Genomic DNA, 19,738 nt, shown 5'->3' with positions numbered 1-19,738 from the left:
CGCGGGGCTGCGGCGCGGCGGCTCAGGCAGCGTTTGCGGTGAGGTCCTTGATGCGGTCCGGGCGGAAGCCCGACCAGTGCTCCTCGCCAGCCACGACGACGGGGGCCTGGAGGTACCCGAGGGCCATCACGTAGTCGCGAGCCTCGGGGTTCTCGGAGATGTCGACGATGTCGTATTCGAGACCGGCCTTGTCGAGGGCACGGTAGGTGGCATTGCACTGAACGCAGGCGGGCTTGGTGTAGACGGTGATGCTCATGACGGGTCCCTCTTTCCACGGCCTGGCGAGCTCTGGATGTGCACTCTGTTGCCGAGGATGAGGCCTACTTTCGTACCCGGGATCTGATTCGTTCCCGTTGTGCCCTCTCGGCTGTGTAGACACTACACCTTGTGGCCGACAGAAACCCACAACCCGATATCTTGCGAGTGACACGGTTGATATTCGCAGGTCGGCAGCTTCCGGAGCACCCCACGAAACCGCCTTTCGGCGTGTCGCGGGTCACATTTCCGTGGCCGTGCGGAGGTGAGTTCGATCACGCCGCCGCCGCCGGCCTGCGCGGGCGCGTAACCCGCGCCACAGAACCGGCCGGACAGGGCCGACCACACCGCCCGCGCGCCGCCGTTCACCACCTCGACGCCGCGCCCCCGAACCCCTGCGGGAGCCCGCTTCCGACACGCCGAGCGCGACACGCCGAGATCCTCTCCATACATCGCGATCGGTATCACCCGAGGCCCCGCCAATGCTGTTAACTGGCAGATAACCAACCGTCACGCGGTGCCCCATGGTCGGGCACCCTGTGCCAGGGTGGGAAGCGTGCCCGACAATGCGAGCCCATACCTCTTCGCACCCGTCTCGGACGTCGTCCGCGTCACCCCCAACATGCAACGCATCACCCTGCGGGGCGGCGACCTGCGGCACTTCGCTTCGAGCGGCGACCCCGACGAACGCCTGCTGGTGGTGTTCCCGAACCCGGGAGACGACGCACCCCCGCGCCCGCAGCGGATCGGAACCGCCGTCGACTACCCGGCCGACGGCGCCCGTCCGGAAATGCGGAGTTACACGGTGCGGCGGTGGGATGCGTCGGCCTTCGAGATGGACCTCGACTTCGCCGTCCACGAGGGCGGCGCCGCCGTGCGGTGGGCGCTGCAGGCCCGCCCGGGGCAGACGCTGGGTGTCACCACCGCATCCGGTTGGTACCGCCCACCGCCCGACACCGCATGGCAGCTGCTGCTCGCCGACATGACGGCGCTACCCGCGGTGGGCCGCATCGTCGAAGGGTTGCCCCGCGGCGCCCGGGTGCACGTCGTCGCCGAGGTCACGACCCCCGCCGACGAGCAGCGATTCGACACCGCCGGCGACGTGACCTACACGTGGCTGCACGGCACCGGAAACGGCGTGGGCCCCAGCGCGCTCGCGACGGCCGCCCGCCGGCACGACCTTCCGGACGGTCCGGGCTACGTGTGGTTCGCGGGCGAGGCCGGACTCTCACGCGCGATACGCCGGTGGCTGCGCCACGACCTCGGCCGGCCCACCGAGCGCTACCACGTCCTCGGCTACTGGCGCGCCGACAAGGAGGCGTGGACGGCGCGCTACGAGCAGGTGCGCGAACAGATCGAGTCCGCCCAGATCGCCGCCCTGGAATCGGGCGGCGACTTCGACTCGGTCCGCGACGCCGTCGACGCGGCAATGGACGACGCCGGACTCTAGGCTCCCGAAACGGCTGAAGGGTTCCTTCGTGCGCTCGGAGCGCACGAAGGAACCCTTCAGCTGTAGGACAGGTCGGCGTCAGGCGCTGACGAGATCCTTGGAAGCCTCGACCAGGGCGGCGACGACGCCACCGACCTGCTGGGCGACCTCGGCGTTCTCACGCGGGTGCAGCTCGCCGAACTTCTGGATGGTGCCACCGATGGACAGTTCGGCGGCGAGGACGTTGCCGCCGGCGATGCCGAGCGCCTTGCGGGCGTCGTCGTGGGCCCACTTGGCGGCGTTGGGGCTCGGGGAGGCGCTGATGACGGCGACCGGCTTGTCCTTGACGGCACCGGCACCGTAGGGGCGCGAGAGCCAGTCGATGGCGTTCTTGAGAACGGCGGGAACGGTGCCGTTGTACTCGGGGGTGACCAGGAGCAGGGCGTCGGCCTGGGCGGCGGCGGCGCGGAGCTCGTCGACACCGGCGATCGAGGCGCCCGGGACGTCGATGTCCTCGTTGTAGAAGGGCAGGTCTCCGAGGCCCTCGAAGATCGTGACCTCGACGCCCTCGGGGGCGACGGCCGCGGCGGTCTCGGCGACCTGACGGTTGACGGAGCCGGCGCGGAGGCTGCCGACGAGGGAGAGAACGCGGGTCTCAGACATGACTGGTGCTTCCTTCGATGGTGCGATGGTTGACGCTGCAACAGGTATAGCAGCATAAACGGACCGCGGTCCACTTCTGTTCCCGCTGGGCTACGATGCCTCACGTGAACAGCCCACTCCTTCCGCTGGTGGATGCCGAGATCCCCGAGAGATGTGACGCTGCCCGCAATCGGAAACTGCTCCTCGATGCGGCGGCGGACCTCGTCGCGGAGCGCGGCGTCGACGCCGTGACGATGGAGGCCGTCGCCGCCAAGGCCGGGGTCGGCAAGGGCACCGTCTTCCGACGGTTCGGCAGCCGCTCCGGACTGATGAACGCACTGCTCGACCACACCGAGCGCGAACTGCAGCACGCGTTCATGTTCGGTCCCGCGCCGCTCGGGCCCGACGCTCCCCCACTGGACCGTCTCATCGCCTTCGGCCGCGCCCGCCTCGACATGGTGACCGTGCAGGGCGACGTGCTGCGCGCCGCCGAGGGGTCACCCGACGTGCGCTTCGGCGGTCCGGCCCGTGCGGTGAGCCTGCGCCACGTCGTCACGCTGCTCGCAGACGCGGGCGTCGACGGTGACGTGGAACTGCTCGCCGTCGCTCTCCTCGCCACGCTCGAAGCCGGCCTCGTGCTGCACCAGATCCGGGTGCTCGGAATATCGCCCGCACGCATCGCGAACAACTGGGAAGACCTGGCCCGCCGAATAACTCGAATCGGACCCGATCTCGCCTAGGGTGTGCCCATGCGCACGCCGATCGTCCTCCTCGCACTTCTCGCCGTCGCGACCTCCGGCGGGTGTGGCAGCGCCGACGGCGACAGCGGCGCATCCACCACCACGTCCGCATCGGCTGCGTCCCCGGGCGACGCCCTGTGGGGCAGGACGTTCGTGTCGACCTCCGTGACGGGCCCGGCGATCCCCGGCGGCGGCCCGCTCGAGGTGGCCTTCCCTGAGCGGAACTCGATCGCGATGAGCGCGGGCTGCAACCGGGGCGTGAGCAGCGTCGATCTCGCCGACGGCATCGTGCGGACGGGCGCGATCGCGACCACCATGATGGCGTGCCCGGGAGAACTCGCGGGTGCCGACAAGTGGATGACCGACCTGTTCGAGGCGCGGCCGACCTGGGCGCTGGACGGCGCGATCCTCACGCTGACGGCCCCCGGCGCCGCCGTCACGCTCACCGACAAGAAGACCGCGAACCCGGATCGCCCGGTCGTCGGCACCACGTGGGTGGTCGACACGCTCGTCACTCCGCAGGCCGTCAGCACGTCGGCCGCGCTCGAGGCGTCGGCCCCCACGCTGACGATCGACGACGCCGGCCAGGTCACCGGCTCGACCGGATGCAACCGCTTCAACGGCCCGGCGACCATCGCGGGCGACACCATCACGTTCGGACCGTTGGCGACGACGAGGATGGCGTGCCCCGCCGACGTCGCCGACGTCGAGCGTTCGGTTCTGCACGTGCTGGACGGCCCGGTCACCTACGAGGTGGACGGGCCCACGATGCGACTGACGAAGGACGACGGCACGGGCCTGGGCCTGCGCGGCGCGTAAGCCCGCTCGATCATCGGCCCGCCGGCGCGCGACCGGGAGCGGGGCGGCCGGGCGGCCGGGCGAGCAACGCCTCCCACCCGGTGCTGCGGGCCACGAACCCGTGCCGATCGTAGAAGTCGAACATCGCGATCAGGCGATCGCGCGCGTCGCGCGGCAGATCACCGCCGTACCTGTCGGCCCACTCGTCGACGCGGATGCGGCGCACCGTGACCTCGTGCGGGAGGGCTCGGGACCACTGCCCGATGCTCGACACCTCGGCGGCCCCGAGTTCGTAGGTGACGCCGTGATGGACGTCGGCGCCCTCGTCGAGCACCCGGGCAGCCGCCGCGGCGACGTCCGGGAGGCGCACGAACGTGAAGGGCGCGTCGGGGTTGTACGGCACCTCGAGCGCCGTGGCGGTGCCGTCGAGCAGCGTCGGGAAGTTCTCGGCGTACGCACACGGCTGCAGGATCGTCCACTGCACGCCCCCGTGGGTGCGCAGCATGTCCTCACACACCGCCTTGTCGAGATGGTGCGGCATCGCGGGGGTGTGCGGCCACGCCACCGAGTGGTAGACGACGTGGTGCACGCCGGCCCGGGCTGCCGCGTCGAGCGTGCGGCGCAGCAGCCCCGGCTCGTCGGGATGCACGTTGGGTGCGATGAAGTACACCCCCCGGCAGCCCGTCAGGGCGGCCTCGAGCCCCTCCCCCGTCTCGAGGTCGACGCGGCGATCACCGGCGCGCCGGGCGGTATGGACCACCCGGCGCACCGGCCGCCCCGCGAGTGCGCGAACGACTGCCGCTCCGGTCTTGCCGGCGGCGCCGATGACGGCGAGTTCGCCGCCGCGGGGCTGGAAGCGATCCATCAGGTCAGCTCCCGACGAAGTCGTACTCGGCGAACTTCGCCCCGCCGGAGAGTCGTTCGTAGCCGGGGCCGCGGTCGAAGAACGGTTCGCCGTCACTGCGCTCGGTCCGCATCCGTTCCCGCAGGTGCGTCGTCGCGGCGAGATCCACGACCGGCTCGTCGGTCGTCGATTCCGGCGCCAGCACCACGCCGTAATCGTTTCGGGCGCCGTCCGGAGACACCTTGCGCCACAACACGTCCCGGACGACCTCCTCGACGGGCCGGTCCAACGGATCGCCCCAGCCGCCACCGCCGGTGGTCCGGATCCGGACCACTTCCCCGGCCTTGATCGGCTCCGCGTCGGTGAGGGCGTCGAACTCGCGCTCGTTCGGCCCGCCGGGATCGAGGACCACCGAGAAGGGCCGTCCGGCCTTGCCGCCCTTGACTCCCCAGCAGGACAGGATCGAGCGGTCGGCGATCGACATGAAGTGCGCGTCCTTGAGCATGCGGATGTGCTTTTCGTACCCGAGTCCGCCGCGGTAGCGGCCGGCGCCTCCGGAATCGATGGCCAGGCCCAGCTTCTCGACGACGAAGGGGAAGCGGCTCTCGGTGAACTCGGTCGGCAGGTTCCGGGAATCGGGGACCACGTGGATCGTGTCCTCGCCGTCGGCGTAGTGCCGGCCGCCGGAGCCGCCACCGAGGACCTCACGCATGAGGTAGGAGTGCCCCTCGAAGTCCTCGCCGTAGACGCCGGTGTAGCGGATTGTCTCCTGGTCGGCCGGCATGTTCCCGTCGACGGCCTTGGCGACCACACCTGCCAGAACGCCGAGCAGACGCAGGATCACGAAGGTGCGCGCGTTCGTGGGGGCCGGGAAGATCGGAGTGATCAGGGTGCCCTTCTCGGGGAACTTCATCTCGATCAGCGGCACCACGCCCTCGTTGACGTCCAGTTCCGCCATGCGCTCGGGGGTGTCCGCGAGATTGCGCAGAATCGGCGCCAGCCACTTGACGAGGAAGTTTCCGTCCGCGTAGTCGCCGCAGTGGTTGATCGGCCCCTTCGCCTGCGGACCGGTGCCGGTGAAGTCGAGGATGAGCCGCTCGCCGCCCGCGTCCTCCGGGCCGGTCTTGGTCAGGGTGATGCGCTGCGTGTGCAACTTCGGTTCGTCGACGCCGTCGTGTTCGGCGTAGTCCTCCCACGTGTACTCGCCCACCGGGATCTTGCTGAGGATCTCCCGCCGGTAGGTCTCCGTGGTGGCATCCATCATCGCGTCGAAGCACGCCTCGACCGTCTCGACGCCGTAGCGCTCGAACAGTTCGGTCAGGCGCCGAGCCCCCATCAGGCAGGCGGAGCACTCCGCGTCGAGGTCCGCCGCGAGCGCGTCGGGCATCCGCGAGTTGCGGGTCATGATGCGCAACGCCGCCTCGTTGGGCACACCGCGGTCCCACAGCTTGATCGGCGGCACCATGAGCCCCTCCTCGTACACCGTGGTCGCGCCGGACGGCATCGACCCCGGGCAGCAGCCACCGATGTCGTCGTGGTGACCGAAGGCCTGGACGAAGGCGACGACGGACGGCTCGGTGTCGCCGGGCCGGGTGGCGAAGACGGGCACCGTCACGCAGAGATCAGGGAGGTGACCGATACCGCCCTCGGAGAGGTAGACGTCGTTGTGGAAGTACACGTCTCCGGGGTTCATCGTCTCCAGCGGGAAGTCCCGTGCGACCGGGTGGACGAGCGCCGAGTACGAGCGGCCCGTGAGCTTGCGCAGGTTCCGGTCGTGGATGCCGGCGCGGAAGTCGTGTGCGTCGCGGATCATCGGCGACCGGGAGGTCCTCGAGATCGACGTCTCGACCTCCATCTCCACGCTGGCGAGGTAGCCGGCGACGATCTCCACGAGGACCGGATCGGGCGCTGCCCCATCCGGGGGGCTCAACCGGTACGGCTTGCTCGCCTGCACGGCAGCGGGCTCGGTGATGGCAGTCATCGGTTCACTCCGTTCGAGTCGGACGTCTTGGCGATGCGGATGTTCCCGAACGCGTCGATGCGTGCCCGGAATCCGGGATGGACGGGAATGGTGGAGCTGAACTCCTCGATCACCGCCGGACCGTCGAGTTCGTCACCTGCCCCGAGCTTCGTGCGGTCGTAGACCGCGGTGGTGACCCACTCGTCGAAGTAGGCCGGGCGCGTGCCGGTGACGGCGCTCTCCGCTCCCTGCCCGGCGGGGATCTCGGTGAGCTCGGGGCGTTTGATCGGTCCGATACCGCTCACGCGGAGGTTCACCCACTCGACGTGCTGGTGAGGGTCTCCCCGGAAGTCGTAGCCGTACAGCTCGCGGTGGGCCTGATGGAATCGCTCGGCCGCCTCGTCCATGAGGGTCCGGGTGACGGGACCGTCGCCGATGGGGACACGCACCTCGAACGCCTGGCCGAGGTAGCGAAGGTCGGCCGAGCGCGCATAGCGGCGCTGATCGGACGCGAATCCCTCGTCGGCGAGCGCGCGCTCCGCTTCCGCGGCGAGAGCGTCGAACTCGGATTGCAGCGCGTCGGCCTTCAGCCGGTCGTGCCTGGAGACGTGGGTCTGTACGTAGTCGTTGCGCACGTCGACCGTGAGCAGACCGAACGCGGAGACGTTGCCCGGATTCGGCGGGATCAGGACATCGCGGAGTCCGAGGATGTCGACGAGCCGGCACGCGAGCAGCGAGCCGGATCCACCGAAGGTCACCAGCGTGAAGTCGCGCACGTCGAGCCCGCGCTTGACGGTGATCTGGCGCAGCGCGTTGGCCTGGTTCCAGGCCGAGACCTCGAGGATGCCCGTCGCGCACGCTTCGAAGTCGAGGCCCAACGTGCGGGCCAGTTCCTCGACGCCCTTGCGGGCGAGTTCGGTGTCGAGCGGGATCTCGCCGCCGAGCAGGTGCGGAGGGATACGGCCGAGCAGCACGTGCGCGTCCGTGATCGTCGGCTCGCTGCCGCCCTTGCCGTAGCACAGGGGGCCCGGGTCGGCGCCCGCCGACTGCGGACCGACGCGCAGCGTCCCCTCGGGCGTCATCCACGCGATCGAGCCGCCGCCGGCGCCGACCGTGACCACGTCGATCATCGGGATCTTCGACGGGTACACGCCCACCCGCCCCTCGGTGGTGAGTGCGGGCTCACCACGGACGACGACGGTCACGTCCGTGGAGGTGCCGCCACCGTCGCAGGTGAGCACCTGGTCCACGCCGGCCACACTGGCGATGAGTGCCGCGCCGAGGGCGCCCGCCGCCGGCCCGGACAGGACCGTCGTGATCGGCTGGTGGACAACCTCTTTGGCGGACAGCACGCCTCCGTTCGACTTCATCACGTAGAACGGAATGTCGCGCCGCTCCCCCTCGACGGACGAGAACTCCCGCAGGCGTGTCGCGATGTTGTTGACGTAGTTCCGGATGTTCGGCTTCACCGCGGCATCGACGAGAGTGGTGATCGACCGCTCGTACTCGCGATACTCGCGCAGCACCTCGCTCGAGATGCTCACGGTCGCGTCGGGGAATTCCTCGAGCAGGATGTCCCGGACACGCCGCTCGTGGCTGGGGTCGGCGTAGGAGTGCATCAGGCACACGCCGATCGTCCGAATGTCACGGTCCGCGAAGAAACGGGCCGCCGAACGCACGTCGTCCTCGTTCAGCGGGCGGATCTCGTTGCCGTCGAACGCAAGCCTGCCGCGGACGGTGCGTACGCGGTCGGCGGGGACGATCCGATCGGGCTTGACCCAGAAGTACGAGTTGCCGTAACCGTCCGGGACGGACTGGCGGGCGATCTCGAGCACGTGCTCGTAGCCCTCGGTGGTGATGAAGCCGAGGTTCCCCACCTTTCCTTCGAGCAGCTTGTTCGTCGCGACCGTGGTGCCGTGGCTGACGGCACCGATCGCATCACCGGTCTCCCCCAGTTGCGCGAGCACCTTCTCGATCCCCGCGAGGAACCCGAGCGCCGGATCCGCGGGCGTGGACGGGGTCTTCGTCGTGACGACGGCCCCGGACTCCTCGTCCACTGCCACGACGTCGGTGAATGTGCCGCCGGTGTCGATGCCGACCCGGATTTTCCTGGATTCCACGCTGCCTCCTGGCTGGTCTCGCCCGTTCCTACCTGCGTGCTCCCATTCCACCCGCTCGATCGCGCGGATTCTTTGTCACATTTCGCCGAACCCGACGGTGCCCGTTGGGGGTTGACGACACTGCTGCACAGACGACGGCGCCCCGGGCCGTAGCCCGGGGCGCCTGCTCCCGCCGTCCGCTCGAACGGCTACCTTCGTGCGCCGCCGCGCGCGAGGATCCCGCCGACCACGACGCCGGTGAGGGCCAACGCGGCCCCCACCGCCGCCGAAGCGAACAGTGCCGGGGCGGAGACGGACTCGCCGCTCCGAGCGGGGACGGCCGACGCCCCGACCGCGCGCGCCGCGCGCGCCGCGGACGCCACGGGCGCGGCCGGCGAGGCACCCGCGACGATCTCGGCTGCTTCGACGACGTCGGCCGGGGCGTCGGCCACCGGGATGCCGTCGACGATCACACCGTCGATGCCCTTGAAGAAGACGCCCGCCATCTTCTTGGCCACACCGGTGATCATGCGCTGGCCGACGCCACCGACCATGCCGCCGACCACGGCATCGGCGTCGTAGCTCAGCAGAGTGCCGCCGCCCTCGCACTCTTCGAGCCGCACCGTGACGTCGGCCTTCACGGTGCCCGGGGCGCCCGAGCCGGATGCGGTGAGCACGAAGGACTCCGGCCGATTCTGTTGCGACAGAATCACTTCTCCGTCGTAGGTGCCCTTGATGGAGGCGACGCCCGCCGTGATCGACAACTTGTAGTGATTGTCGGCGAGCTGTTCGAGCGACTGCACGCCCGGGATCGTGGCGGCAAGCACACGCCCGTCCTGCAGGTTGTCGTACACGACCTCGGGCGGAGCCAACAGCTGCGCGGTGCCGGCGATTCTCATTCGTTCTCCTCGCTCTGGGACGCTGCGTGCGTCAGACGCAGCTCGAACAACTCGGAAGGTGATATCGGCATGGACCGGATCGGGATGCCCTCGGCATCCTCGATCGCGGCGGCGATGACCGCCGACGTCGGGATCACGCCCGCCTCGCCGGCGCCCTTCATGCCGAGCGGGTTGAGACCGGACGGGGTGACGGTGTGGTCCATGTCGAGGGAGTCGGGCATCTCGGTGACGAAGGGCATCAGGAAATCCATGTACGACGCGTTGAGCATCTGCCCGTGCTCGTCGTAGACGATCCTCTCGTACAACGCGCCGCCGATCCCCTGCGCGACGGCGCCCTGGACCTGCCCTTCGACGATCCGCGGATTGATGACGTTGCCGCAGTCGTGCACCACCGCGTACTTCCGCACGAGGATCTCGGCGGTGACCGGGTCGGTCTCGACGATCGCGGCGTGCACACCGGACGCGAAGGTCGACGTCGGCGGCGAGTAGTAGCCGGTGGCCTCCAGGCCCGGCTGCTCGCCTTCCCGGACCGGGGGCACGGTCATGTCCGTCTCGGTGGACGCGAACCCCGTCGCCAGCCGCGACGACTCGTCGAACGCGTACCGCAGCGGATTCGACAGCACCGCGACCACACCGAGCGGAATCGACGTGCCGGCGGCACCGGGTTCCGTGCCCTTCCGGCAGACGTGCCCGCCGCGCAGTTCCAGATCGCCCGGATCCAGGTGCAGGTGCTCACCGGCGATCTTCCGTGCCTTCTCCGCGACCATCTGCGCCGCGACGTGGAAGGCGGAACCCGACATGACCGCACCGCGTGACGCGAACGTGCCGACGGCGTACCCGAACCGTCGGGTGTCGCCCGTGACGATCTCGACGTCGGAGACGGGCACCCCCAGATCGTCGGCGACGATTTGCGCGAAGGACGTCTGGTGTCCCTGGCCCTGCGTGGTCAGACCCGTTGCGGCCTTGACCTTCCCGGAGGTCTCGACGAGGACGTGGGCGCCCTCGTACGGTCCCGGCCCGGTGCCCTCGACGTACGCGCCGACGCCGATACCGACGGTGCGACCCTGCGCCTCGGCTCGCCGCTTGTACTCGGGGAAGCCGTCCCAGTCGATCAGCTCCTTCAGCTTGTCGATCCCGGCCTGGTAGTCCCCGGTGTCGTAGATGAGCGGCCGCCCGTCCTGGAACATCAGACCGAAGTCGTACGGCATCTCCTCCGGCCGAATGAGATTGGCCTCCCGGACCGCGAGGACGTCCTTGCCGAGGTACTGGGCGATGGCATCCATCGAGCGTTCCATCGCGAACACGGCCTGGGGGCGCCCCGCACCCCGGTAGGGCGTCACCAGCACGGTGTTGGTGTACAGCGAGTACGCGTCCACCCGGAAGGATCTCGGCTTGTACGGCCCGAGCACCTGCGTGGAGGTGTTCAGCATGACGATGATGCCGTAGGGCAGGTACGCGCCGTTGTCGTGCCAGAACGTGAAGTCGAAGGCCAGCAGCCTGCCCTCGTCGTCGAATCCGACCGTGACCTGCTGGAGCTGGCCGCGCTCGTGAGCGCTCGACACGAAATGTTCGCGGCGGTCCTCCACCCACTTGACCTCACTGGAGATTCCCGCGCGGCCGAGTTGGCGTGCGGCCCACGTGACCATCACCTCCTCCGGCCAGGGGTGCACGATCTTCACGCCGAAACCGCCACCGACGTCGGGCGCGATGCAGTGCACCTTGTTGTGCGCCATGTTCAGTCGCGCCGCGATGGCGGCGCGCGCCGAGGTCGACGTCTGTGTGGAGGTCCAGAAGGTGAGGGCCTGCTCGTCGTCGTCCCACCGCGCGTAGACGCCCTTGCCTTCCATCGGCATCGAGGCGGACCGCTCGATCTCGAGGTCCAACGTCAGCCGGTGTGGGGCCGAGGCCAACTCGGCGTCGAGGTCACCGAAGCCGTGCTGCAGGTGCGCGGCGACGTTGTCGGGGACATCGGCGTGGACGGCATTCTCGGCGCGGCGCGCCACGTCGATACCGACGACGGGCGGCAGCATCTCGTAACCCACCTCGATCAGCGCGCAGGCGTCCTCGGCGATGTACCGGTTGTCCGCGACGACCATCGCGATGGCCTCGCCGACGTGGTTGACCTCGTCCTTGGCCAGCGGATACCCGTTGCGGGGTGCCGTGATCGCGGGGTGCGGGATCAGGAGCGGCAGATTCTCCGCCATGCCGGCCGAGTCCGCCTCGAGGTCCTCGTAGGTGTAGATCGCGTGCACCCCGGCCAGCTCCGAGGCGGCATCGGTGTCGATCCCGGTGATCCGCGCGTGCGCGTGCGGTGAGCGTACGAAGGCCGCGATCAGCGCATTGTGGCCGAGGTCGTCGAGGTACCGCCCGTTGCCGCTGAGCAGGCGCGCGTCCTCGCTCCGGGGAATCGGCTTACCGAAGTACCGGTCCGGCTCGGACGCCACCTCGGACGCCGTGTCCGTGGTGGGGCGCTCGGCGGGCTTGGGTTTGGTGACGCTCATGCCCGTCCCGCCTTTCCGCCCACCGGCGCGGTGGTGCCGCGGACCTTGCCCTCGAGGGAGGCCCGGGCGGCCGCGTCGTCGGGCCCCAGGGGCGAGCCACCCGCACGCTCGCGCGTGATCTCCGCCGCTCGCAGGACCGCCGCCCGAATGTTCTGGTACCCGGTGCACCGGCACAGGTTCCCGGCAATCGCCTCGGTCGCCTCCTCCCGGGTGGGGGACGGATTCTCCTCGAGGAAGGCCGCGATGGTCGTCACGAATCCCGGTGTGCAGAAACCGCACTGGAGACCGTGACAGTCGACGAATGCCTGCTGGACGGGATGCAGCGTCCCGTCGGGCTCGACGAGGCCCTCCACCGTCGTGACGGACCTGCCCTCCAGACTCGCTGCGAGCACCAGGCACGATCGCACCGGCTTGCCGTCGAGCAGCACCGTGCACGCGCCGCACACGCCGTGCTCGCATCCCACGTGGGTTCCGGTCCGGCGGAGGTGATGCCGGATCGCGTCCGACGCGAGCGTCCTCGACGGCAGGATCACCGTCTGGGTCACCGAGTTCAGGGTGAAGGTCACCGCCACGTGCTGTTCGCCGGTCTCCTCCTGCAGGTCGGCGAGCTGCTCGTCGATGCCCCGTGTCGTCTTCGTCATCCTCACACTCCTCCCACCGAAGCCAGTTCGTTCACGCGGACACTCGTCGCGTCCTGCGCCGCGGCAAACCCGACCCGTGCGGTCAGGGCGGCAACCAGCTGCGAGCGGTACCCGGCCGTGGCGTGGATGTCGGCCTCGGTCTCGATCTTCTCGCGCGCCTTCTCGGACAGCGCCTGCCACAGCGGATCCCGGGCGTCGCTCGCGGACGCGCCGCCGAGAACGTCGGTGTAGTCGACGACGTCGCCGAGTTCGCCCGCGGACACGTACGTCATGCGGGCCGACGTGACGACACCGCCCTCGACGCGGACCTGCGCGGCCACCCCGACGAGCGCGTAGTCACCGTGCCTGCGGGCGATCTCGTCGATCGCGGTACCGACGCCGGGGCGCACGGCCGGCACCGTCACACTCGTGGCGATCTCGTCCGGCTCGAGCGCCGATTCGAGCGGTCCGACGAACAGTTCCGCCGCGGGGATCTCGCGGGTCCCCCGGACGGACCGCGCCGTCACCGTCCCGCCGAGCAACGCCACCACCGCCGGCATCTCCGCCGACGGGTCGGCGTGCACGATGGAACCGACGGTCGTGCCGCGGTTGCGAATCGTCGGGTGCGCGACGAGCCGGAGTGCGCGGCCGAGCAACGGTTGCACGCGGGCCGCGGCCGGGTCGGCCTCGAGGGCCGAGTGGCGGGTGAGCGCCCCGAATCTGACACCCGACTGCTCGGAGGCGGTGACGGCGTCCAGATCGGGGAGGGCACCGATGTCCACGAGGTGCGCAGGCGCCGCGAGCCGCATCGACAACAGCGGAATCAGCGACTGCCCGCCCGCGAGTACCTTGCCCTCGTGCGCTACCTGCGCCAATACCGTGCACGCCTCGTCGATCGACCCGGGCCGGTGGTAAGTCAGTGGCGACGGTTTCATCTCTCAAATCCTGCCTGCATCCAGAGCGCGACGTTTCGTGAAAATGTGACAAGCCTGACAGTTCGACGATGGCAGATGTATTCCAGGTCACACCGAGGGGGCCGGGACACGCGCGCCGTCGTCGGGTTCGGTATCCGGTTGGGGCGGCACGACCGCCGGCCGAGCCGGCTCGGTATCGGTGTCCTTGGGCGCGATCGCGCGGCACAGGTGGTACATCACGATGACGACGATCGTGCCGAGGGCGATGCCGCTGAGCGAGAAGGTGTCGGTGAACCGCAGCGTGGTGTCCCCGATCGCGATGATGAGACCGGCGGCGACCGGCATCAGGTTGAGGGGGTTTCCGAAGTCGACACCGTTCTCCTTCCAGATCTTGGCGCCGAGCAGGCCGATGATGCCGTACAGGACGACGGTGATGCCACCGAGGACACCTCCCGGGGTCGCGGAGATGACGGCTCCGAACTTCGGCGAGAACCCCAGCAGCATCGCGATCACCCCGGCCGCGGCGTACGCCGCGGTGGAGTACACCTTGGTGGCCGCCATGACGCCGATGTTCTCCGCGTACGTGGTGGTGGGCGAGCCGCCGACGCCGGTGGCGATGGCGGTCGCGAATCCGTCTGCGGCCAGCGCGCGTCCCATCATCGGGTCGAGATTCGTCCCGGTGATCTCGGCGACGGCCTTCACGTGGCCGGCGTTCTCGGCGATCAGGGCGATGACTCCGGGCAGGACCAGGACGATGAACGTGAGGCTGAACGACGGGGCGTGAATGCCCACGACGCCGTTGGCCTCGTCCGAGAAGGGCGGCAATCCGAACCAGGGCGCGGACGCGACACCGTCCCAGTTGACGCGGAAGTGTTCGGTGACCTCGCCGGCCGTCGGATCGTAGGACGTGACCGGCCCGAATCGGTCCAGCACCCAGGAGAGTCCGTACCCGAACAGCAGCGACAGGAAGATCGCGACCCGGCCCAGAAATCCTCGGAGCACCACGCTCGACACCACCAGCACGACCATCACGATCAGCGCCACCCACTGGTCCTGCGGCCAGTAGGTGCCGGCGACGACCGGCGCCAGGTTGAAGCCGATCAGCATGACCACCGCACCGGTCACGACGGGGGGAAGGATCTTGAACACGACACCGCCGCCGAGGAAGTGGACGATCACACCGATCGCGGCGAGCACCAGGCCGGACACCATGATCGCACCGGTCACCTGGGCCGAGGTACCGCCCTGCGCGCGGATGGCTGCGATACCGCCGACGAACGCAGCCGACGTGCCGAGGTAACTCGGGATCCGCCCCTTCACCACCAGCAGGAAGAACAGCGTGCAGAATCCCGACAACATCACTGCGAGTTGCGGATTGAGTCCCATGATGATCGGGAACACGAACGTGGCTCCGAACATGGAGACGACGTGCTGTCCGCCGAGCCCGATCGTGCGGCCCCAGGTCAATCGTTCGTCGGGCGCGACCACTTGTCCCGGTTCGATGGTCTTACCGTCTCCGTGCAACGTCCATATGGGCATACTCGGGCCTTTCGAACGAAGGGCGGTGCCTGCTGCGACCACGGGCCGGGGCCGACACACCCGTCCACGGTGTGCTGCAGCTCACAGTTGCACCTCGATAGGAGGGAAACGGTAGTACAGCGCTATCGCGGCGGCGTGAGAGCAATGTGCCAGTGCGGAACGGAAGATATTGGCAATGTTAGGAATTGATGCCACGCATGGCGATGATCTTCAGCGCGAGTGAGAGATCGAGGCGCAGGGCGGGGTGCGCGGTGAAGGGCCCGAGCATCTTCTCCAGCTTCACGACCCGATAGCGCAGGGTGTTGTAGTGAAAGTGCAACTGCCGCGCGGTTTCCGCGATGTTGATGTTCGTCGCCAGAAGGACCTCGAGGGTGCGGCGCATGTCCTGCGCCTCGGCGGTGTCCTCGGTGAGTTCCCGCAACGTCTCCCGCGCGAAGGACTCGAGCTCCTCGGGTTCGTCGACGAGGCTGAGCAATCGGTACACCCCCAGCTCGTCGAAGTGCGTCACGGCCCACTCCCCGGAGATGCGCCGACCCACTTCGAGCGCGGTCCGCGCCTGGCTGTAGAGCGCGGGAAGGTCGTCCACGGAGGCCGAGACACGCGACACGCCCACACCGAACGGCCGACGGCCCCCGCCGCCGGCGCCGCGCACGTGGGCGACGAGTTCGTGGACGAGGGTCATCGTGTCGGCGCCCTCCCCCATCAGGACCACGGTTTCCGTCGAGAGCGCGGTCACCACCGCCCCGGGATCACGCGCCGCGACGGCGCCGGAGAACGCTCGCGCCTGCCTCTCGACGACCGGCATCCGGTTCGGGGCCGCGGCGGCGTCCGTGTCGACGGGGTCCGGTTCGATCGCGAGGACGACGATCGGGCGCGACAGATCCCACCCGAACGTCCTGGCGTGCGCCACCACTCGGTCGGGGTCGCCGCCACGCCCACGCAGCAGGTCGCGGACGAAGTTCGCCCGATGCTTCTCCTCGACGGCCGCGACCGCGAGTTCGCGGGTGACCACCAGCGCGCACACCTCCGCGGCCCGCTCGACGAGGTACAACTCCTCGTCGGCCAGTGGGCGGGACGCCGTGAAGAACGCGAGCCGTCCGTGATCGATGCCGTTCGCGGAGACCGCGGAGACGGCGATGAACCCGTTGCCGAGCTCACGCCGCCCCAGCCCGCCCTCCACGGAGTCCGTTCGCAGCCGGCCCGTCGCGTCGAGCGCACTACTGGTCGCCAGCCGGCACAGATCGGCGTCCTCCCCGGCCCGGCTGATCTGCCGGCCGTCCGGGGTCGTGACGAGCACCGCGCCACCGAGCGCCCGCGCGAGCGCCGCGGCAAGCTCTCGGTGACCACCGCCCGCCATCACCACGGACAGCAGATCGTGCCGCACGTGGTCGGCGGCCAGTACCGCGTCGATCTGGCGGGCGGCCATGCGGTCGAGCGACCGGGAGATCTCGTGCCCGGAACAGCAGGCTGCCGTGAACGTCACGACGGGCATTCCGGCTTCGGTAGCGGCGTCCGTCAGCTCGCGCGGAAGCTCGGGGCCGGTGTCGAGCCGCACCGCGAGAGCGGCGACACCGCGTCGGTCGAGCCGGGCGACGAAGTCGGACGCCGACGCCAGCCGCGCCAGGACGCTGCCGGACGTGACGAGCAGCTGGTCGCGGCGGAGCCACGGCCCGACGTCCGGTACTGCCATCACGGCGACGTTCGTGATCGCCCCCGCGGCGGCGGGACGTTCGGTGACCAGCGCCGCTCCGGGCAGGAGTCCGGATGCCAGCAGGGTGTCGAGCGGAACCGGTGCGAACGTGTTCGACGCCGTCACCGCACCACCCTGCTCCTCTGATCTGCGCGCCCCCGAAACTCGGCAGCGCGCCAAACGGACTTCGAGATCATCTCTCCCGAGGGCGGTGAAGTCCAGCGCTCAAGCCGGGCAGTCCGCGGGGCGGACATCGCTCCGCCGGTCCCGGTGGATCGGGCCGTCGAGATCACGCAGTTCGAGTGCCGTTGCCGAGCGTGCCACCTTCATCATCTCCGCGAGGATCGACACCGCGGTCTCCTCGGGAGTTCGCGCGCCGAGGTCGAGGCCGATCGGCGAGTGCAGTCGGCCCAGTTCGTCGTCGGTCAGGCCCCTCTCCCGCAGCAGGGCGACGCGGCGCTCGTGGGTGGCCCGACTGCCCATGGCCCCCACGTACGAGGCGTCCGAGCGGAGCGCGCGTTCGAGCAGTGGAATGTCGAACTTCTCGTCGTGCGTGAGAACGGCCATCACCGTGTGTGCGTCGACGGGCGCGGTCTCGAGGAATCGGTGCGGCCACATCACGACCACCTCGTCCGCGCCGGGGAACCGGGCCCGGGTGGCGAACACCGGGCGGGCGTCCACGACGGTCACGTGGTAGCCCGCGAAGGAGCCGAGCGTGCACATCGCCGCCGCGAAGTCGACCGCGCCGAACACGTACATCCGCGGCCGCGGCGCGAACACCTCGACCATGGCCGACGCGCACGACCCTGTCGCCGGTTCGAACGCGTAGACCGTCGACGTGCCTCCCGCGGAGCGCGAGCGGATGTCGGCGACTTCCGACTCGGCCACCTCCACCGCCCCCCGCGAGGATGCCGCGGTGACCACGGTGTGGCGAGTCGGCCGCCCCGAATCCGTGGCGGTCACCACCGCGACGGGCTCACCCTCGCGGACGAGGCGTGCCACCTCGGCGAACTGCGGGTACGCGGCACGGTCGACCCGTTGGACGAACACCTCGATCGTCCCGCCGCACGTCAGCCCCACCCCGATGGCATCGTCGTCGGCCACGCAGAACACCTCCGTCCGGCTGCATCCGTCGGCGAGGACCTCGAGTGCCGACTCGTACACGGCGCTCTCGACGCATCCCCCGGACACGCTGCCGAGGACCTCACCGGCCGCGGACACCGCCATCGCCGCGCCGGGCGTGCGTGGTGACGACTTCCACGTGCGCACGACCGTCGCGAGCGCGAACGCTTCGTCCCGGTCGAACCACGCCGTGAGTTCCGTCAGGATGTCGCGCATCGCGAAGCCTCCTCGTGTGGTGATCGGTAGGTACTGGTCCGGCGGACACGGTGCGCCACAGAGAGTGCGACGTGCTCCTGCCACGGCCGCGCGATCACCTGGACGCCGATCGGCAACCCGTCGGCCGCCGTCGCGACCGGGACGACGACGGACGGAAGTCCGGTGACGCTGATCGCCCGACAGCACGCGAGCGCATCCTGCCAGGTCAGCGAGTGGCCGTCGACCGTGAACGTGTCGAGCCCGAGCGGTGGCGCGGTGATCGAGGCGACCGGGAGCACGAGGACGTCTCCCATCTCGTCGAGCAGCCCGGCGGTGAGGCGCGCTCGCTGCGCCCACAACTCCTCGACGTCGCGGTGGCTTCGTCGTTCCGAGGCCGCCGCCAGCACAGCCCGGATGTTCGCCCCGAAGTCGGACGGTGCGCCGTACGCCTCGATGTCCGCCGCGGTCTCGGTGGCGCGCAGTCGTCCGAACAGGTCGTTCGCCCGTTCGAGGGCCGAACCGGCGTACCGTCGGGCCCCGAGTCCGCCGGCCGTCTCCGCAACCGCGGCAACGATTCCCGCTTCGACGGGAACGGTGCCCTCCCCACCCGCCCAGGTGATGTCGAGCCCGTCCACCTCCACGTCCTCCGGATCGGCCCACCGGAACCGGCGAGACGACACGACCCGCAGGACCAGCGCGGCGTCGTCGAGGGTCCGTGCCAGCGGGCCGATCGTCTGCACGACGCCGTGCACGGTCGCGGGGTTGGCCAGCACCCGGTCGCCGGCGGCCACTCCCGGGTACTGGCCGTCCGCGCTCACCCGGCCCGACGTCGGGCGAATGGAACTGAGGCCGGTGCAGTGTGCGGGCCAGCGGACGGAGCCGCCGAAGTCGGTCCCGAGGCCCACCGCGCTCATCCCCGCCGCGAGAGCCGCCGCCTCCCCGCCGCTCGACCCGCCCGGAGAGCGCGGGTCCGCTTCGGTGCCCAGCGGGTTGCGGGTGTAGCCGAACAGGTCGTTGTGCGTCAGACCGCTCGCCCCGAACTCCGGGGTGTTGGTCTTGCCCACCAGGATTGCGCCGGCGCGCTTCATCGCCGCCACCGCCGGGGCATCGGCCGCGGGCACGTTCCCCGCGAGCGCCCGCGACCCCGCCGTCGTGCGGACCCCGGCGGTGGCGATCAGATCCTTGACGGTGAACGGCACACCGGCGAGCGGGCCGACCGGGTCACCGTGGGCCAGCCGGCGATCGAGGCGGTCCGCCGCCGCCAACGCCTGCTCCGCCGGCACCGTGACCACCGCGTTCCACCGGGCGTTGCAGTTCCCGATGTGGTCCAGGTGCTCCTCGATCACGGCCTGCGCCGATACCTCGCGTCCGGTTACTGCGCGAGCGATGTCACGCGCGGTCGATCCGATCCGACCGCCTCCGAATCCTGCCACGGCGCCTCCTCCGGCATCGTCGTGCAGCACACGGTAGGGCTGCCGAAAACCGGTGCGA

At 69.9% G+C, this 19,738-nt stretch carries 16 protein-coding genes; 3 read left to right on the top strand and 13 right to left on the bottom strand.

The annotated features are described in order from the left end of the window. Positions 1-22: 22 nt before the first annotated feature. Entirely contained in the window at positions 23-256 is a 234-nt protein-coding gene (nrdH, locus tag A6I89_RS02250; protein ID WP_005518946.1) for a glutaredoxin-like protein NrdH, read from the bottom strand. A 555-nt stretch (positions 257-811) separates the two neighbouring features. Here nrdH and A6I89_RS02245 point away from each other — a divergent pair. Beyond that, positions 812-1,705 carry a siderophore-interacting protein gene (locus A6I89_RS02245; protein ID WP_022596979.1) on the top strand — a complete coding sequence of 298 codons (894 nt, stop codon included), beginning with the start codon at positions 812-814 and terminating at the stop codon, positions 1,703-1,705. 78 nt (positions 1,706-1,783) lie between these two features. Here A6I89_RS02245 and A6I89_RS02240 read toward each other — a convergent pair whose 3' ends face one another. After that, on the bottom strand, positions 1,784-2,347 hold the full coding sequence (locus tag A6I89_RS02240) for an NADPH-dependent FMN reductase (RefSeq protein ID WP_005518943.1): 564 nt from the start codon (positions 2,345-2,347) through the stop codon (positions 1,784-1,786). A 95-nt stretch (positions 2,348-2,442) separates the two neighbouring features. Here A6I89_RS02240 and A6I89_RS02235 point away from each other — a divergent pair, with 95 nt between their 5' ends. Together A6I89_RS02235 and A6I89_RS02230 are read left to right on the top strand one after the other, a co-directional pair. After that, a complete protein-coding gene (locus A6I89_RS02235) occupies positions 2,443-3,066 on the top strand; it encodes a TetR/AcrR family transcriptional regulator (RefSeq protein ID WP_005518942.1) in 624 nt (207 codons plus the stop codon). Positions 3,067-3,075: 9 nt separating this feature from the next. Further along, positions 3,076-3,885, top strand: a complete 810-nt coding sequence (locus A6I89_RS02230) for an META domain-containing protein (RefSeq protein ID WP_005518940.1) — start codon at positions 3,076-3,078, stop codon at positions 3,883-3,885. Positions 3,886-3,895: 10 nt separating this feature from the next. Here the strand turns inward: A6I89_RS02230 and A6I89_RS02225 are convergent, their stop codons facing one another. The 11 genes from A6I89_RS02225 to A6I89_RS02175 form a co-directional block, all read right to left on the bottom strand. Further along, positions 3,896-4,729: an NmrA family NAD(P)-binding protein gene (locus A6I89_RS02225; protein ID WP_022596981.1), complete on the bottom strand. Its 834-nt coding sequence runs from the start codon at positions 4,727-4,729 to the stop codon at positions 3,896-3,898. 4 nt (positions 4,730-4,733) lie between these two features. Beyond that, on the bottom strand, positions 4,734-6,689 hold the full coding sequence (locus tag A6I89_RS02220; protein ID WP_022596983.1) for a hydantoinase B/oxoprolinase family protein: 1,956 nt from the start codon (positions 6,687-6,689) through the stop codon (positions 4,734-4,736). Then, positions 6,686-8,788: a hydantoinase/oxoprolinase family protein gene (locus A6I89_RS02215; protein ID WP_013416651.1), complete on the bottom strand. Its 2,103-nt coding sequence runs from the start codon at positions 8,786-8,788 to the stop codon at positions 6,686-6,688. The genes A6I89_RS02220 and A6I89_RS02215 overlap by 4 nt, the downstream gene beginning before the upstream one ends. Positions 8,789-8,976: 188 nt before the next feature. Then, entirely contained in the window at positions 8,977-9,666 is a 690-nt protein-coding gene (locus A6I89_RS02210) for an SRPBCC family protein (RefSeq protein ID WP_022596985.1), read from the bottom strand. Then, positions 9,663-12,167, bottom strand: a complete 2,505-nt coding sequence (gene cutA / locus A6I89_RS02205; RefSeq protein ID WP_022596987.1) for an aerobic carbon-monoxide dehydrogenase large subunit — start codon at positions 12,165-12,167, stop codon at positions 9,663-9,665. Before cutA ends, A6I89_RS02210 begins: the two co-directional genes overlap by 4 nt. Continuing rightward, positions 12,164-12,808, bottom strand: a complete 645-nt coding sequence (locus A6I89_RS02200) for a (2Fe-2S)-binding protein (protein WP_005518924.1) — start codon at positions 12,806-12,808, stop codon at positions 12,164-12,166. Before A6I89_RS02200 ends, cutA begins: the two co-directional genes overlap by 4 nt. Positions 12,809-12,810: 2 nt before the next feature. Next, the gene (locus A6I89_RS02195; RefSeq protein WP_022596989.1) at positions 12,811-13,722 is read right to left on the bottom strand and encodes an FAD binding domain-containing protein; all 912 of its coding nucleotides are present in this window, start codon (positions 13,720-13,722) and stop codon (positions 12,811-12,813) included. 87 nt (positions 13,723-13,809) lie between these two features. Next, positions 13,810-15,240, bottom strand: coding sequence for a uracil-xanthine permease family protein (locus A6I89_RS02190; protein WP_044991309.1), 1,431 nt, complete (start codon positions 15,238-15,240; stop codon positions 13,810-13,812). 178 nt (positions 15,241-15,418) lie between these two features. Next, positions 15,419-17,056 (bottom strand): helix-turn-helix domain-containing protein, encoded by a 1,638-nt coding sequence (locus A6I89_RS02185; RefSeq protein WP_022596993.1) that lies wholly within the window; start codon positions 17,054-17,056, stop codon positions 15,419-15,421. A 99-nt stretch (positions 17,057-17,155) separates the two neighbouring features. Further along, positions 17,156-18,268 (bottom strand): XdhC family protein, encoded by a 1,113-nt coding sequence (locus tag A6I89_RS02180; RefSeq protein ID WP_022596995.1) that lies wholly within the window; start codon positions 18,266-18,268, stop codon positions 17,156-17,158. Then, complete coding sequence (locus tag A6I89_RS02175) at positions 18,253-19,680, bottom strand: amidase (protein WP_022596997.1); 1,428 nt, start codon at positions 19,678-19,680, stop codon at positions 18,253-18,255. The genes A6I89_RS02180 and A6I89_RS02175 overlap by 16 nt, the downstream gene beginning before the upstream one ends. Positions 19,681-19,738: the final 58 nt, after the last annotated feature.

Origin of the sequence: Prescottella equi (assembly GCF_002094305.1) — a bacterium.
In the GTDB taxonomy this organism is placed as follows: Bacteria; Actinomycetota; Actinomycetes; order Mycobacteriales; family Mycobacteriaceae; genus Prescottella; species Prescottella equi.
This window is presented reverse-complemented; position numbering and strand designations above follow the sequence as displayed.

Coding starts and splice junctions, on each gene's coding strand:
- nrdH (WP_005518946.1), bottom strand. CDS start 256: ATGAGCATCACCGTCTACACCAAGCCCGCCTGCGTTCAGTGCAATGCC.
- A6I89_RS02240 (WP_005518943.1), bottom strand. CDS start 2,347: ATGTCTGAGACCCGCGTTCTCTCCCTCGTCGGCAGCCTCCGCGCCGGC.
- A6I89_RS02235 (WP_005518942.1), top strand. CDS start 2,443: ATGCCTCACGTGAACAGCCCACTCCTTCCGCTGGTGGATGCCGAGATC.
- A6I89_RS02230 (WP_005518940.1), top strand. CDS start 3,076: ATGCGCACGCCGATCGTCCTCCTCGCACTTCTCGCCGTCGCGACCTCC.
- A6I89_RS02225 (WP_022596981.1), bottom strand. CDS start 4,729: ATGGATCGCTTCCAGCCCCGCGGCGGCGAACTCGCCGTCATCGGCGCC.
- A6I89_RS02220 (WP_022596983.1), bottom strand. CDS start 6,689: ATGACTGCCATCACCGAGCCCGCTGCCGTGCAGGCGAGCAAGCCGTAC.
- A6I89_RS02210 (WP_022596985.1), bottom strand. CDS start 9,666: ATGAGAATCGCCGGCACCGCGCAGCTGTTGGCTCCGCCCGAGGTCGTG.
- cutA (WP_022596987.1), bottom strand. CDS start 12,167: ATGAGCGTCACCAAACCCAAGCCCGCCGAGCGCCCCACCACGGACACG.
- A6I89_RS02200 (WP_005518924.1), bottom strand. CDS start 12,808: ATGACGAAGACGACACGGGGCATCGACGAGCAGCTCGCCGACCTGCAG.
- A6I89_RS02195 (WP_022596989.1), bottom strand. CDS start 13,722: ATGAAACCGTCGCCACTGACTTACCACCGGCCCGGGTCGATCGACGAG.
- A6I89_RS02190 (WP_044991309.1), bottom strand. CDS start 15,240: ATGCCCATATGGACGTTGCACGGAGACGGTAAGACCATCGAACCGGGA.
- A6I89_RS02180 (WP_022596995.1), bottom strand. CDS start 18,268: ATGCGCGACATCCTGACGGAACTCACGGCGTGGTTCGACCGGGACGAA.